The organism is Kribbella sp. NPDC003505, assembly GCF_040610875.1.
Classification (GTDB): domain Bacteria; phylum Actinomycetota; class Actinomycetes; order Propionibacteriales; family Kribbellaceae; genus Kribbella.
In genome coordinates, this window is sequence record NZ_JBEXNA010000015.1 from 84,564 (window position 1) to 98,468 (window position 13,905).

At 70.3% G+C, this 13,905-nt stretch carries 14 protein-coding genes; 9 read left to right on the plus strand and 5 right to left on the minus strand.

Annotated features, from left to right (window positions below):
* Positions 1 to 14 precede the first annotated feature (14 nt).
* Entirely contained in the window at positions 15 to 542 is a 528-nt protein-coding gene (locus ABZX12_RS37810; protein ID WP_355700274.1) for a hypothetical protein, read from the plus strand.
* Here the strand turns inward: ABZX12_RS37810 and ABZX12_RS37815 are convergent.
* Together ABZX12_RS37815 and ABZX12_RS37820 are read right to left on the minus strand one after the other, a co-directional pair.
* A complete protein-coding gene (locus ABZX12_RS37815; protein WP_355700275.1) occupies positions 539 to 4,210 on the minus strand; it encodes a S8 family peptidase in 3,672 nt (1,223 codons plus the stop codon). The genes ABZX12_RS37810 and ABZX12_RS37815 overlap by 4 nt on opposite strands.
* A 105-nt stretch (positions 4,211 to 4,315) precedes the next feature.
* A complete protein-coding gene (locus tag ABZX12_RS37820) occupies positions 4,316 to 5,284 on the minus strand; it encodes a helix-turn-helix domain-containing protein (RefSeq protein WP_355700276.1) in 969 nt (322 codons plus the stop codon).
* An 89-nt stretch (positions 5,285 to 5,373) separates the two neighbouring features.
* Between ABZX12_RS37820 and ABZX12_RS37825 the strand changes: the two genes are divergently transcribed.
* From ABZX12_RS37825 to ABZX12_RS37850, 6 genes are read left to right on the plus strand one after another with little or no spacing between them, the layout of a single operon-like run.
* Complete coding sequence (locus ABZX12_RS37825) at positions 5,374 to 6,663, plus strand: CBS domain-containing protein (protein WP_355700277.1); 1,290 nt, start codon at positions 5,374 to 5,376, stop codon at positions 6,661 to 6,663.
* Complete coding sequence (locus ABZX12_RS37830; RefSeq protein WP_355700278.1) at positions 6,653 to 7,180, plus strand: DUF1003 domain-containing protein; 528 nt, start codon at positions 6,653 to 6,655, stop codon at positions 7,178 to 7,180. The genes ABZX12_RS37825 and ABZX12_RS37830 overlap by 11 nt, the downstream gene beginning before the upstream one ends.
* Positions 7,181 to 7,222: 42 nt before the next feature.
* Positions 7,223 to 8,116 (plus strand): zinc metalloprotease HtpX, encoded by an 894-nt coding sequence (gene htpX, locus ABZX12_RS37835; protein ID WP_355700279.1) that lies wholly within the window; start codon positions 7,223 to 7,225, stop codon positions 8,114 to 8,116.
* A gap of 4 nt (positions 8,117 to 8,120) precedes the next feature.
* Positions 8,121 to 8,684, plus strand: coding sequence for a hypothetical protein (locus ABZX12_RS37840; RefSeq protein WP_355700280.1), 564 nt, complete (start codon positions 8,121 to 8,123; stop codon positions 8,682 to 8,684).
* Between the two features lie 58 nt (positions 8,685 to 8,742).
* Complete coding sequence (locus ABZX12_RS37845; protein WP_355700281.1) at positions 8,743 to 9,888, plus strand: Mrp/NBP35 family ATP-binding protein; 1,146 nt, start codon at positions 8,743 to 8,745, stop codon at positions 9,886 to 9,888.
* Between the two features lie 26 nt (positions 9,889 to 9,914).
* A complete protein-coding gene (locus ABZX12_RS37850; RefSeq protein ID WP_355700282.1) occupies positions 9,915 to 10,460 on the plus strand; it encodes a GNAT family N-acetyltransferase in 546 nt (181 codons plus the stop codon).
* Here ABZX12_RS37850 and ABZX12_RS37855 read toward each other — a convergent pair.
* A complete protein-coding gene (locus ABZX12_RS37855; protein WP_355700283.1) occupies positions 10,443 to 11,024 on the minus strand; it encodes a helix-turn-helix domain-containing protein in 582 nt (193 codons plus the stop codon). The two genes, ABZX12_RS37850 and ABZX12_RS37855, sit on opposite strands and share 18 nt — an antisense overlap.
* Before the next feature lie 90 nt (positions 11,025 to 11,114).
* Between ABZX12_RS37855 and ABZX12_RS37860 the strand changes: the two genes are divergently transcribed.
* Both ABZX12_RS37860 and ABZX12_RS37865 read left to right on the plus strand, forming a co-directional pair.
* Positions 11,115 to 11,537, plus strand: a complete 423-nt coding sequence (locus ABZX12_RS37860) for a hypothetical protein (RefSeq protein ID WP_355700284.1) — start codon at positions 11,115 to 11,117, stop codon at positions 11,535 to 11,537.
* Entirely contained in the window at positions 11,534 to 12,004 is a 471-nt protein-coding gene (locus ABZX12_RS37865) for a nitroreductase/quinone reductase family protein (RefSeq protein WP_355700285.1), read from the plus strand. The genes ABZX12_RS37860 and ABZX12_RS37865 overlap by 4 nt, the downstream gene beginning before the upstream one ends.
* Position 12,005: 1 nt before the next feature.
* Here ABZX12_RS37865 and ABZX12_RS37870 read toward each other — a convergent pair whose 3' ends face one another.
* On the minus strand, positions 12,006 to 12,344 hold the full coding sequence (locus ABZX12_RS37870) for a sec-independent translocase (protein ID WP_355700286.1): 339 nt from the start codon (positions 12,342 to 12,344) through the stop codon (positions 12,006 to 12,008).
* A 68-nt stretch (positions 12,345 to 12,412) separates the two neighbouring features.
* Positions 12,413 to 13,900: a trypsin-like peptidase domain-containing protein gene (locus ABZX12_RS37875; protein WP_355700287.1), complete on the minus strand. Its 1,488-nt coding sequence runs from the start codon at positions 13,898 to 13,900 to the stop codon at positions 12,413 to 12,415.
* Positions 13,901 to 13,905: the final 5 nt, after the last annotated feature.

Below are 13,905 nucleotides of genomic sequence, written 5' to 3' on the forward strand. Positions count from 1 at the left end.
GGACACTCGGACCTGTGAGCATCGAGGAGGCCGTCAGCGAGATCGCCGGCGTCATGAAGAAGGCGGGGCTCGTCTGGCTGGCGTGGGACGGGCGGCGACCGGCGCCGGCGTGGTTCGCAGCGGTCGACGGGCAGTACGTCGTACTGGCGGACTCGGCCGACGGCGCGGAGCAGCCCCTGCCCGGACTGGCGACGGCGGGCTCTGTCGAGGTCGTCGTACCGGCGAAGCCCGCCACCAACCGGCTGGCCAGCTGGCAGGCCACGGTGCGACGGCTCGAGCCCGGGACCGAGGAGTGGACCGCGGCGGCGCAGGTGCTGCGCACGGAGCGCCTCAACGCGGCCGACCTGGACACCCAACTGGAACGCTGGCGCAGCCAGGCAGACATTCTCGTCCTCGACCCGACCGGTGAGATCAGCGAGTCGGCGGGACGGTACGACGCGACGCCGCGGGCCGAGGCTCCGGTACCGACCAGAGCCACGACCCGCGGCAACCCACCGACGACGTTGCACCGTCCGGTGCGGCGCCGCCCCAAACTGAGCTAACGGACCCCGAAGGCGCGCTGCACGGTCTGGCTCACGCTGTTGCCCGCCGTGTCGCGCGCGGTCGCCCGCACGCTCACGTACTCGGCCGACGCAGGTGCATCCAGCCGCCCGCTCCAGCCCGACCCGGACCGCTGCAGCCGGACAGCTCGCCAGGTGGCGCCGTTGTCGTACGACACCTCCAGCGTCGCCGCACTGACCTTGCCGACGTCCACAGCACCGGGCAGGTGCGAGGCGGTCACCGCCAGGTCCGCGTGCCGCTTCGCCCGGCCGGACAGGTCTGTTGCGATCGAGTAGTCGAGCTGGAGCAGCGGGAGTGTCTCCAGGTTCGCGTAGTCGGCCTGGTCGGACGTGAAGCCCCACTCGGTGTGTGTGGACGGTGAGTACGGCCGGTTCGGCAGGTCGCGCTTGGTGTCCACGACAAGCCGGTACGGCAGCGGTTCCGGGGCGACCTCGACAGTCAACATGTCGGTGCCCTCACCCAGCAGCGTGTTGCCCTGGTAGAACGCTGACGTGACCGGTGCGCCCACGTCGTACACGATGCCCTGGTGCGGACCTGAGTCGGCGTAGCCGGGCAGGGTGAAGACGCTCATGAGGTCGCCGACGCGTGACGGCGGTGTCGACAAGGCACTGTCGCTCAGCACCCGTGGGCGCTGGATGCCGCTGAACCAGGTCTCCTTCGTCGTGCTGCCGGCGCGGTAGGACAACGACGAGCCCTGCTGCGTCAAGTCCGGTACAGCAGCCATGCTCAGCCACTTCACCTTCGGCGACGCGGTCACCCAGGCAACGTGGTCACCTTGTGCGGGCACTGAGGTCGCCGCGGCGCCCACCGCCCATGTCAGGTCGGCCGACAGGTCGAACCGGACGTCGACCGCATCGCCCGGCTTGGTGTCCCGTAAAGACTCGTCGATCCGCGCCAGGTCACGTGCCGTCGGTCGGTAGCCGGGATCCTTCGGCACCGCGCCGTCGTGGTGCTGGACGAGGTCGTAGAGATAGTCCGGGTACGGGTGGGACACAAGCTTCAGCAGCTTCGGCTGGTGCGCCAGCAACTGCCGGCCCTGGTCCGTGGTCAGCGAAGCCACCGGAAGTCCCGGCGTCTCTTCCTGCGGCAGGTCGGCCCAGGCGTCCAGCGGCCCGTATCCGTCGTTCAGGATCAGCAGCAGCTTCGCACCGCCCATCGCAGCAGCAGCTGCCTGTGCTGTCGGCGGCACGGCGTCGTTGCGCTGAGCAACGGCAACCTTGCCGCGGACGTTGTACTTCGCCGGGTCGGAGCCGACGTACACGACCGAGTAGTTGCCGACACCCTCAGGCAGCTTCGGCGACCAGCTCTGGACCATTGTGCTGAAGGAGCCGACTGTCAGAGCAGGTTGCACCTGGCGCCAGCGCGTAGCGAACGTGTAGGACCCCTGGGTCACCTTGCGGCTCGGCGTGGCCCACAAGGAGTCGTAGATCCACCACTCCAGCTGATACGTGTCGACAAAGCGATGCAGGTCGCCGTAGCTGCGGTACTGATCGAGCCGGACGTACGTGTTGTCAGTAGGCGACGGAGTGACCGCCGCGACCTTGCGGAGGCCGGCTGCGTCGAAGGTGAGTGCGGTGTCCTGGTTGACGTCGACCTCAGGCTGGCTGATGACGGCACGGCCGAGCGAGTGCGGCCCGTCCAGCCCGCGGACGTCGGCGTACATCCATCCGGCGTACGTGCTCGGGCGGACGTCGACGTCGAGGCTTCCGTCCACCATGAACACCTGGGGTACGACGTCCCGCTTGATGTCCTTCAGCACCACGACGCCGGACAGCGGCGCGCCATGCGGGTCCTGCGCGCGGAGCGACAACTTCACGCGCTGGCTCTGCTTGCTGACGCCGATCGAGGTATGGGCGCGGACTGCTCCGGCCGCATCCGTTGCGGTCAGCATTGAGCTGTAACCGGCGTCATCGGCCGCCAACTCGAGATGACTCACCACACCGGCAGTCGCCGTGCCGTGGGCCGGGACAGTGAGCTGCGGAGTCGTCAGCGTGAACAGACCGGCGGGGATGCCCTGGTTCTTCAGAGACAGGTTCAGCGTGACAGGCTCCGCGCCATTGTTGGTGTAGGTGACGTCTCGCTGCACCAGTCCGCTCGCCGGGTACGGCCACTTCACCGCAGCGAAGGCAGAGCCGGACGAGTACAGCGTGCTGCGCACAGCCGCGGCCACGTCCAGCCGGCCCGTACCTGCAGCGAACGGGCTGTACTGCACCGTGGTCTTGGTCGTACTGACCAGCGCGTCCTTCAACTGCTGCGCGGTCCAGTCAGGGTGTGCCTGCGCCAGCAACGCAGCCGCGCCGGCAACGTGCGGCGTGGCCATCGACGTACCGCTCATCGCGACGTACGACCCCTCACCTTCCGGCGAGTACTGCGATCGCGCAGCGAGTACGTCGACGCCCGGCGCGGTCAGGTCCGGCTTGAGGCCGCTGTCGCCGAGTCGCGGACCGCGGCTGGAGAACGAGGCCAGCCGGTCGGAGCCGTCGACCGCGCCAACGGTCAGAGCCGCGTCCGCGGCACCCGGTGCCGAGACACTGAACGGGTCCGGTCCCGAGTTGCCCGCTGCAATCACGAACAGGGCACCGGTCTCGGCGCTCAAGGTGTTGACCGCCTGGCTCATCGGGTCGGTGCCGTCGGTCGGCCCGGAGCCGAGGCTCATGCTGATCACCTTGGCGCGCTGGTCGCGCGCGGCCCACTCCATGCCGGCCAGGATCCAGGAGTCCTGGCCGCTGCCGTCGTCGTCCAGGACCTTGCCGACGTGCAGCCCGGCGCCGGGCGCGACGCCCTGCTCCTTGCCGCCGGACGCCGCACCCGTTCCGGCGATCGTGGAGGCGACGTGGGTCCCGTGACCGTTCCGGTCGGTGACGTCCTTGCCGGGCACGAAGCTCTGCGAGGCGACGATCCGCCCGCCGAAGTCCGGGTGCGCGGCGTCGATACCTGTGTCGAGGACGGCGACGTCCACGCCCTGCCCGGTGTTACCGCCCTGCCACACCTCCGGCGCACCGATCTGCGCGGTCGTGTCGGACAGGGTCGCCCTCGACTTGCCGTCCAGCCAGATCTTCGCGAACCCGGTCCGCGCCGTCGCGCTCCCGCCGGTGAAGGACGACCAGAACGACGCTGCCTGGTCGTGGTCGGCGGTGATGGCGGCGCCTTTGATGCTGGTCAGCGCACGGGTCTGGCGCGCCCCTGCCGGCGGGACCTGCTTGCGTCCCGGGGCGTAGGACACGATCAGCGGCGTGCCGTCGCTGTGCGCGTCGTCGTACCCGTCGGCGAGAAGCTCGGTGACGTTGAAGAGGCGCTCGTCGAGGACACCGGACGCGAGATACGGCAGGGCGGCGTCCGGGTAGACGTACAGGTCGTTGCCGACGGCCATGATGTGCGCACCGGCCGGGCCGCCGTTCGGCTTGCGCACGGTCGCGGTCGGACGGCCGGCGACGGTGGTCACACTGACCTTGTCACCGGTGATCAGCGTGACGATGCGCGGCGGCGCACTGCCCAGCCGCGAACCGGATGCCGGCTGAGCTGCCGACTGAGCTGCCAGTTGGGCTGCCGGTTGAGCTGCGCCGGCCTGCGGCGTCGTGCCGGCGGTCAGCGCCAGCACGGCCGCGCCGAGGGCGGTCAACCCGCGGCAGAAGGACGTTGGGAGGGACACGGAAACTCCAAGCTCAGGGGATTCTCCGCATTACATGCGGCGCCCCAGCCCTGCTGCTACGGATCTGCCTGGCGCAAAGCGGTCACGACCAATCCGGCCAGGACCCTAGAGCCACCCGCGATCGCGGGCATGCCAGCCCAGCTGCAACCGGGAGCGAGAGTGGGTCTGCTCCATCAGCTGCTGGACCCGTCGGGCAACAGTGCGGCGACTGATGCCGAGGCGCGCACCGGCCGCGTCGTCGGTCAGCCCGGCGACCAGCAGCGACAGCAGGTGCCGGTCCTCGGCCGACATCGCCTCCTCGGCCTCCAGCTTGTCGGACTCCGTCACCGACAACGGACTGGCCCGATTCCACACCGTCTCGAACAGGGCGACCAACGCGTCCAAGAGGCTGCACGGATGCACCAACAGCGCCGCGTCCTGAGCCGGTGTCGCCCAGTCCAGCGGCAGCAAGGCCAGCTCCCGGTCCGCGATCGCCAGCTTGGTCGGCAGCTCGTCCGCGATCCGGGCCTGCTCCCCCGCCCGCACGTGGCTGACCGCGCTGGCGGCCAGCACCGCGTCGCCGAGCGCCGAGCTGTCGTAGACCACCCGGTAGGTCACACCGGCCCCCTGCCGCGCCAGCTGCGTACTGTTCACCTCCGCCGAGGCGACGTACGGCGGCGCGACCAGCTCACGCATCTCGTTCCGCGCGGTCCGCTGCACCCGGTCGAAGGCCAGACCGACCGCCGTCTCCCCGCTGACGATCTCGATCAGCTCCTCGGTCCGCCGCGCGCCGTTCTGCCTGGTCGCCTCGGCCGCCAGCCGGTACGCCGCCTTGCGGATCCGGTCGAACTCCTCCTCCTGCCGCAGGATGAGCTGCTCGACGGCGAGCTCCGGAGGCACCGGAACGATCAGCTCGGCCGGCGGCGGCGTCCGGTGCACGAAACCCTCGCTGAGCAGTACGTCGACCCCGCGCTGGACCTCCTGCAACGGCCGGCCGATGCGCGCCGCCAGATCCACCAAGGACGCCGCCCCCCGCCGGATCAGATCCAGGTACGTCGCCTCGTCATCGGAGCCGAGCCCGGTGGATCCCAGCATGCCGCCCCCACTTCGATTGTTTGCCCGAGAAACAAAGTCTACGAAGCGTCCTCAGCCGGGACCCGGCCTCTGCGGGTTAGCCTTCGGACATGAGCGGATCACCGTCGCGGGTCTACGTCGCTCGGCTGGCGGGGCTGCCGGTGTACGACCCCAACGGGGACCAGGTCGGCAAGGTCCGGGACGTGGTGGCCATGATGCGTCAGGGCGACCAGCCGCCGCGCGTGCTCGGCCTGGTCGTCGAGGTGTTCACCCGGCGCCGGATCTTCCTGCCGATGACCCGGGTCACCTCGGTCGACGTCGGCCACGTGATCACCACCGGACTGCTCAACATGCGCCGCTTCGAGCAGCGCGCGACCGAGGTGCTCGTGCTCGGCGAGCTGCTCGACCGAACCGTGACCATCGCCGACACCGGCGCCACCGCGGTGGTGTTCGACATGGCCATGGAGCAGCGGCGGGCGCGGGACTGGATGCTGACCAAGGTGGCGGTCCGGGAGGGTTCCAAACGGTTCCGGCGCCGCGGGCAGACCCATGTGCTCGACTGGAGCGACGTCAGCGGGTTCACCCGCGTCGAGGAGGGGCAGGGCGCGACGCACATCCTGGCCGCCTTCGAGTCGATGCGGCCCGCGGACCTGGCCGGCGTACTGCACGACCTGTCCCCCAAGCGGCGCAAGGAGATCGCGGTCGCGCTGAACGACGAGCGGCTGGCCGACGTACTCGAGGAGCTGCCCGAGGACATCCAGGTCGAGATCCTCGACGGCCTGGACACCGAACGGGCGGCCGACGTACTGGAGGAGATGTCCCCGGACGACGCGGCCGACCTGATCGCCGAGCTGCCGACCGAGACGGCCGAGCGCCTGCTGACGCTGATGGAGCCGGACGAGGCCGAGGACGTCCGGCGGCTGCTGACCTACGAGGAGCACACCGCCGGCGGTCTGATGACGTCGGAGCCGGTCATCCTGCCCGTGGACGCCACCGTGGCCGATGCGCTCGCCCGGGTCCGCAACGCCGAGCTGAGCCCCGCGCTCGCCGCGATGATCTACGTCTGCCGGCCGCCGCTCGAGACACCGACCGGACGGTTCGTCGGGATCGGCCACATCCAGCGGCTGCTCCGCGAGCCGCCGTCGGAGCTGGTGTCCGCCGTCCTGGACACCGACCTGGACGGTCTGCGGCCCGACGACAGCCTGAACACGGTCAGCAAGTACCTGGCGACGTACAACCTGGTCGCCGCGCCGGTGCTCGACGACGAGGGCCGGCTGATCGGCGCGGTGACGGTCGACGACGTCCTCGACCACCTGCTGCCCGAGGACTGGCGTGAACACGACCATCCCGACGAGCCCGACCGGCCCGAGCCGCAGGAGGTGGACCACGATGCCCCGTGACGACCGCAGCATGGACGAGCGCCGGATGTTCCGCGGCAGCACCCGGCTCGACGTGCCCCGGGACTGGCGGCGCACCTTCGTCCCGCGGCCGGTGTACGACGCCGACGCGTTCGGGCGGCTGTCCGAGCGGATCGCGCGGTTCCTCGGCACCGGGCAGTTCCTGGTCTACATGACCGCGACCATCCTGTTCTGGGTCGGCTGGAACATCTTCGCCCCGGCGAGCCTGCGCTTCGACGAGTACCCGTTCATCTTCCTGACGCTGGCGCTCAGCCTGCAGGCGTCGTACGCCGCCCCGCTGATCCTGCTCGCGCAGAACCGGCAGGAGGCCCGCGACCGGGTGCAGTACGAGCGGGACCGGGACGTGGACGCCCGGACCCGGGCGGACATGGAGTTCCTGGCCCGCGAGATGGCGTCGCTGCGGATGGCGGTCGGCGAGGTCGCCACCCGGGACTTCCTGCGCTCCGAGCTGCGCTCGCTGCTCGCCGACCTGGACACGCGCGAGGACGACCGGGTTTGACCCCGAGCTACGCTCGCTATCAGGTGAGAGAAGGACATGGGGATGAAGACTCGATTCGCTCCTGATCGTGGGCTGTCCAGCCGGATGCTGATCACGGCGTTCCTGCTCGGACTGCTGTACGTCGGCTTCGTGGGGCTGCTGATCGCGCTGACCAAGAGCGCGGTGCTGGCGGTGGTGATCGCGGGCGGCGCGCTGTTCGCGCAGTACTGGTTCTCCGACCGGGTCGCGCTCTACGCGATGCACGGCCGGATCGTGACGCCCGAGGAGGCGCCGCAGCTGCACGGTGCGATCGACCGGCTGTGCGCGCTCGCCGACATGCCGAAGCCGCGGGTCGCGATCGCCGACGTCGACCTGCCGAACGCGTTCGCCACCGGCCGCAACCCGAAGAACGCGGTCGTCTGCGTGACCACCGGCATCATGCGCCGGCTGGACGACGACGAGCTCGAGGGCGTGCTGTCGCACGAGCTCTCGCACGTCGCGCACCGTGACGTCGCGGTGATGACGATCGCGTCGTTCCTCGGCGTCCTGGCCGGCCTCATCACCCGCTTCGGCCTGTACGGCGGCCTCGGGCGGAACCGGGACCAGAACGCGGCCCTCGTCGTCCTGACGATCATCGCGGTGTCGATCGCCGTCTACGCGATCTCGTTCCTGCTCACCCGGGCGCTGTCGCGGTACCGCGAACTGGCCGCGGACCGGGCCGGGGCGATGCTCACCGGCAGACCGTCGACGCTGGCATCGGCGCTGACCAAGATCAGCGGGGACATCGCCCGGATCCCGTCCCGCGACCTGCGCCAGGCGCAGGCCTTCAACGCCTTCTTCTTCGCCCCGGCGCTGAACGGCAAGAGCGTCTCGTCGCTGTTCTCGACGCACCCGTCGCTCGAGACACGCCTCGACCGCCTCGGTGCCCTCTCCCGCGAGTTGGGCGAGCAAGCTTAGACCCATGGGCCTTCTCGACATCTTGCTCGGGCGGAGCAAAGCCGTGCCGCCGAACCTCGACCAGCTGTTCTCGCTTCCGTCGGCCGCGATCACCCTGGAGACCGCGGCCGGCTACCGTCCGACGGGCAGCGGGTCGGTCTGCTTCAAGGCGGCCGAGGGCGGCGGGTTCACCGCGCTGCGCGAGGAGGTCGACAAGCTGCTCGCGCTGGACAACGCCAAGTTCTCCAGTACGACGGACTCGTACGGCTTCACCTGGCTGGTCCGGCAGACGGCTCCCGACGACCTGGAGACCCTGGTCACCGACCTGCACGCGGTCAACAGCTCCCTCGTCGACGCGGGCTTCGGAAACGCGCTCCTGTGCACGCTCGTCGCGTTCACCAACGGCAGCCAGTCGCTGGGCCTGGTCTACCTCTACAAACGCGGCTCGTGGTACCCGTTCGTCCCCGTCGGCGCAGACCGCCGCGACAACGCCCAGGAACTCCAGATCAAGTCGGTGGTCGGCGCCGACCTCAATTTCGAGCAGGACCTTTCCCGCTGGTTCCCGATCTACGGGGCGCCAGGGCTGTGAAGTGAGCATCACACGGACCGCGGTCGGGTGGAGTGGGGCGAGCACGTAGCCTTGGGGCATGGCTCCCACTGCTGATCAGGTGACCACGGCGCTCGGTGGTGTGCTGGACCCGGAGATCAAGAAACCGATCACGGATCTGGGCATGGTCGAGTCCGTCGTCGTGCGTGAGGACGGCGTGGTCGCGGTCCGCGTCCTGCTGACCGTCGCCGGCTGTCCGATGAAGGACACGCTGCGCCGCGACGTGACCGCCGCGGTGAGCAAACTCGACGGCGTCACCGGCGTCGAGATCGACCTGGGCGTGATGTCGGCCGAGCAGCGCGCGGCCCTGCAGACCCAGTTGCGCGGCGGCGTGGCCGAGAAGGAGATCCCGTTCTCCCGGCCCGACTCGCTGACCAAGGTGTTCGCGATCGCGTCCGGCAAGGGCGGCGTGGGCAAGTCGTCGGTGACGGTGAACCTGGCGGTCGCGATGGCGCGTCAGGGCCTGTCGGTCGGTGTGCTGGACGCGGACATCTACGGCCACTCGGTGCCGGCCATGTTCGGCGTCGCCGACGAGCGGCCGACCGCGGTCGACGACATGATCATGCCGGTGCCCGCGCACGGCGTGAAGGTGATCTCGATCGGCATGCTGAAGCCGAAGCGCGACCAGGTGGTCGCCTGGCGCGGCCCGATCCTGGACCGCGCGCTGGTGCAGATGCTCGCGGACGTGTACTGGGGCGACCTCGACGTCCTGCTCCTCGACCTGCCGCCGGGCACCGGCGACATCGCGATCTCGGTCGGCCAGCGGCTCACCAGCGCCGAGGTGATCGTGGTGACGACCCCGCAGGAAGCCGCCGCGGAGGTGGCCGAGCGGGCAGGCACGATGGCGCAGATGGTGCACCAGCGGGTGGCCGGCGTGGTCGAGAACATGTCGTACCTGCCCTGCCCGCACTGCGGCCCGGAGCACCGCATCGAGATCTTCGGCACCGGCGGCGGGACGCGGGTCGCGGAGACCCTGTCCGCGCGGCTCGGCTACCAGATCCCGCTGCTCGGCGAGATCCCGCTGGACGAGCGGCTCCGCTCCGGCGGCGACCTCGGTCAGCCGCTCGCGGCCGCGGACCCGGACACCCCTGCCGCGCAGGTGCTCAACAAGATCGCGCAGACGCTCGGCGGCAAGCCGCGCGGTCTGCTCGGTCGTCAGCTGGGCCTGTCCCCCGCCGGCCGCTGACAGCAGCCGGCACTGTGTTCCACCCGGTGCTGGAGACGGCACGGCTGCGGTTGCGCAGGTGGCGTGACGACGAGGTCGAACGGATCGCCACCGCTCGCACCAATGCGGCGACCGCGCTGTTCCTGCCGTTCATCCCGCAGCCGTTCACCGTGGAGGACGCGCGGTTCTGGCTGAAGGACATGGCCGAGCAGGCGTCCGCCGGGAAGCGGTTCAACTGGTGCGTGGCGGACGCGGGCACCGATCAGGGGCTCGGCAACCTCACGCTGTTCAGCATCCACACCCACGGGGAGGTCCGCGACGCCGAGGTCGGGTTCTGGATGCACCCCGAGGCGCAGGGCCGCGGCGTGATGAGCGAGGCGGTCCAGGCGGTCGCCCAGTGGTACTTCGCCGCGGCGGACGACGGCGGCTTCGGCGGCCGGCGGCTGTTCATCCGTACGGCGGCCACGAACGCGGCGGCCCGGCGTACCGCCGAGAAGGCCGGGTTCCGGCACGTCGGCACCGAGCGGGCCGCGTTCCAGATCGCCACCCGCGTCGACGACAAGGTCACCTACGACCTACTGATCACCGACTGACCAGATCGGGCGCAACGGCGCCAGACCTTCCTCGACATACTCCGCGACAGACCGCACGCCGCCGTCGAGGTACCACTGCTCCAACGCCGAGAAGTATCCGAAGACCAGGGCGTTCGCGGCGACCCGCGCCTGGGTCTCGGTGAAGCGGCCGCCGGCCATCAGCGGGGCGATGCGCTGGCTCGCGCGGTCCAGCGACGCGCAGAACGCCGTCCGCACCGACGGCTCCTTGAAGAAGTAGCGGATCCGCCGCCACGGAGCCGGCTCGCCGTCGGCCGGGACCGCCTCGTAGTCGCGGACGATCCGGGTCATCGTGCCGACCGGGTCCCCGAGGTCGAAGAGCTCCGCCAGCGCCTCCTCGCTCATCGTGTCGAACTCGTCGGCGACGATCAGGCCCTCCTTGGTGCCGAAGTAGCGGTAGACCGACGACGGCGACACCTCGGCCGCCGCGGCGATCTCCTCGATCGTCACCGCGCCGAAGCCGCGCTCGTCGAACAGGTCGAGCGCGCGCTCCTGGATCGTCCGCCGCGCCTTCTCACGCCAGCGTTGCCGCAGACCGGTAGCCATACCCCGACCCTAGGAGACAGTGACACGCTTCAGCAAGTCACTGTCTAAAACTCTTGACCATGACCAACTGCCGTTCGTACAGTCACTTGCATGAGACAGTCACTTTCAGAAAAGCGCACGGCACTGCTCGCGGTCGGACTCTCGCTGGTGCTCGCGGTCGTCGCGATCGTCGATCAGTCCGGCGGTCGCAGCCTCTTCGACCACGCCATGTCCGTGTACGCGCCGTACGGCAAGACAGTCACGTCCGGGACGATCTACGGCCTCCTGTACGGCGTCGCCGTCTTCAACGCGCTCGTCTGGCTGGTGGTGGTCGCTCTCGCGCGGACGCCGCGGCTGGTCGCGGCCGGAGTCGCCGTACTGGCGGTCCTGCTGACGCTGACGGCAGGACTGACCCTGCTGTTCGTCACGGAGTACGGCGTGCACCCGTTCCCGCCGCTGTGGGGAATTCTCGCCTTGCTTCCCGCTGTCGCAGGAGCGCTCGCCCTCGCCGGCTTCGCGCGCTCGCGGCGATGAATCCCCTCTACGGCATCAAGCGATGGATGTACCGCGGCGGCCGCCCCGGACCACTGGCACGAGGAATCAACTGGATCCAGCGCCTCCAGCACTCGAGCGGGCTGCTGGTGCCGCACTACGCGGTCACGCTGGAGGTCACCGGCCGCCGGAGCGGTCGCGCGGTGCGGCTGCCGGTGGCGGTCGTCGAGTACGACGGCGGCCGTTACCTGGTGTCGATGCTCGGTCCGCGCGCGAACTGGGTGCTGAACGTACGGAACGCCCAGGGGAAAGCCGTACTGCACCGGCGCGGCGCCGAGGCCGTCCGGCTCGTCGAGGTCCCGGCCAACGCTCGGCCACCGATTCTGCGGCGTTATCTGGCGGTCGCTCCGGGAGCCCGTCCCCACTTCGCCGTGGACCGGCGCTCTCCCGAGGCCGCCTTCACGGCTGTTGCGGACCGCCACCCGGTGTTTCGCGTCGATGCCCGGTGAATCAGGTCGATTCGGGGTCGAACGGCGGCTTGGCCCCGGCCGGCAGGCGCGGCGGCGTGGTGTCGGTGAAGTCGGTGCTCACGGACTTCACCTCGTCCTCGATCGGGTCGAGGAGGTGCTTGCGGACGAAGTTCTTCGGGTTCAGGTCCTGCAGCTCGAGATCGGCGTACTCCGGGCCGAGCTCGTTGCGCAGGTCGTTCTGCGCATTGGTGACCAGCTGACGGACCTGCCGCAGCAGCCGTCCCGCCGTCCGCGCGAACTCCGGCAGCCGATCCGGTCCGAAGACGAGCACGGCGACGATCGCGATCACGACCAGTTCCAGTGGCCCGATGCCGAACATGCCCGCACCTCACTTCTGTACATCGCTTCGGACGCCGACAAGGGTAACCCGACTCCGGCCACGGGACTTCAGCCGATCTGCTGGGCGAGAGTGAGCGTAACCGTCCGGGACCGTCCGCCGCGTTCGTACGCGAGCCGCACGGCCTCTCCGGGCTGGTGGGTACGGATCGCGACGATCAGCACCTCGGCGCTGTCCACCGGGTCGTTGTTGACCGCGGTGATCACGTCACCGACCCGTAGACCGGCCCGCGCGGCCGGCGAACTCGGGCTGACCGCGCTGACCCGGGCGCCGCCCTCGAACGTCATGTCCACGCTGGCCCCGATCACCGGGTACGACGCCTTGCCGGTCGCGATCAGCTGCTGGGCCGTGCGCCGGGCCTGGTCGATCGGGATCGCGAACCCGAGCCCGATGCTCCCGCTCTGCCCCTCCTCGGAGCCGCGGACGGTGGCGATCGCGGAGTTCACCCCGATCACCCGCGCGTTCATGTCGACCAGCGGGCCGCCGGAGTTGCCCGGGTTGATCGCGGCGTCGGTCTGCAGCGCACTGATGTACGACGAGGCCTGTCCGGTGTCGTCGCCGGTGGTCACCGGGCGGTTCTTCGCCGAGATGATGCCCGACGTGACGGTGCCGGCCAGCCCGAGCGGCGAGCCGATCGCGACCACGTCCTGCCCGACGACCGCCTGGTCCGACCGGCCGAACTTCACCGACGGCGCGGTCAGGCCGGCGACCTGGACGACCGCCAGGTCGTACGCCGGGGAGCGGCCGACGAGCCGCGCGGTCGCGGTCTTGTTGTCGTTCGTGACGACCTGGATCGAGCCGCCGGTGGCCGCGGCCGCGACGACGTGGTTGTTGGTCAGGATGTGGCCGACGTTGTCGATCACGAACCCGGACCCGGTGGCGTCGGAGTTGTCCGAGCCCTCGACCTTCAGCTGCACGACACTCGGCAGCAGGGTCGAGGCCACAGCGGACACCGAGCCGGTGCGGATCTTGGGGTCGGCCCCGGTGCCGACGGGCGGATCGGGCTGCTGCGCGATCGGGGTCCCGTTGCCGCTCAGGGCGACCACGGCCGTCGCCGCACCGGCTCCGGCGAGGACACCGATGACGAGTGCGACCAGGGCAGCGATCGTGACGACCCTGTTCACCTTCTGCGGCTCCGACGCGTACGAACGGGCCTGCTGCTGGTGCCAGTCGGCCGGTGGCGGCGGCACGTAGGCCGGCCGGTACTGCGGCTGCTCGGTCGGCCAGGCCTGTCCCGGGTAGACCGGACGGAAGCTCTGCTGCGGCTCAGGACGCCCGAAGCTGCGCTGCGTGGTGGAGCGGCCACCGTTCGTCTGCCGGTAGGCCGCGTCCGACCCCGGCGTGCGCAGCGGCATCGCGCCCGCTCCGGGAGCCGGCGGGGTCAGTGCGGTCAGCGGCGGACCAGCCGACTGCCCGTTCCCGTTCGCGCTCGGCGCGGCCCCGGCGGGCCCGTTCGCGGCAGGCGCGGCGGGCAGCATCGCGGTGGGATCCGCGGTCGCCGGGTTCGGAACTGTCGGCTCGGCGTCGTCGCTGGTCACGGTGC

Coding starts and splice junctions, on each gene's coding strand:
- htpX (WP_355700279.1), top strand. CDS start 7,223: ATGAAGACTCGATTCGCTCCTGATCGTGGGCTGTCCAGCCGGATGCTG.
- ABZX12_RS37860 (WP_355700284.1), top strand. CDS start 11,115: ATGAGACAGTCACTTTCAGAAAAGCGCACGGCACTGCTCGCGGTCGGA.
- ABZX12_RS37855 (WP_355700283.1), bottom strand. CDS start 11,024: ATGGCTACCGGTCTGCGGCAACGCTGGCGTGAGAAGGCGCGGCGGACG.
- ABZX12_RS37845 (WP_355700281.1), top strand. CDS start 8,743: ATGGCTCCCACTGCTGATCAGGTGACCACGGCGCTCGGTGGTGTGCTG.
- ABZX12_RS37870 (WP_355700286.1), bottom strand. CDS start 12,344: ATGTTCGGCATCGGGCCACTGGAACTGGTCGTGATCGCGATCGTCGCC.
- ABZX12_RS37865 (WP_355700285.1), top strand. CDS start 11,534: ATGAATCCCCTCTACGGCATCAAGCGATGGATGTACCGCGGCGGCCGC.
- ABZX12_RS37820 (WP_355700276.1), bottom strand. CDS start 5,284: ATGCTGGGATCCACCGGGCTCGGCTCCGATGACGAGGCGACGTACCTG.
- ABZX12_RS37825 (WP_355700277.1), top strand. CDS start 5,374: ATGAGCGGATCACCGTCGCGGGTCTACGTCGCTCGGCTGGCGGGGCTG.
- ABZX12_RS37830 (WP_355700278.1), top strand. CDS start 6,653: ATGCCCCGTGACGACCGCAGCATGGACGAGCGCCGGATGTTCCGCGGC.
- ABZX12_RS37840 (WP_355700280.1), top strand. CDS start 8,121: ATGGGCCTTCTCGACATCTTGCTCGGGCGGAGCAAAGCCGTGCCGCCG.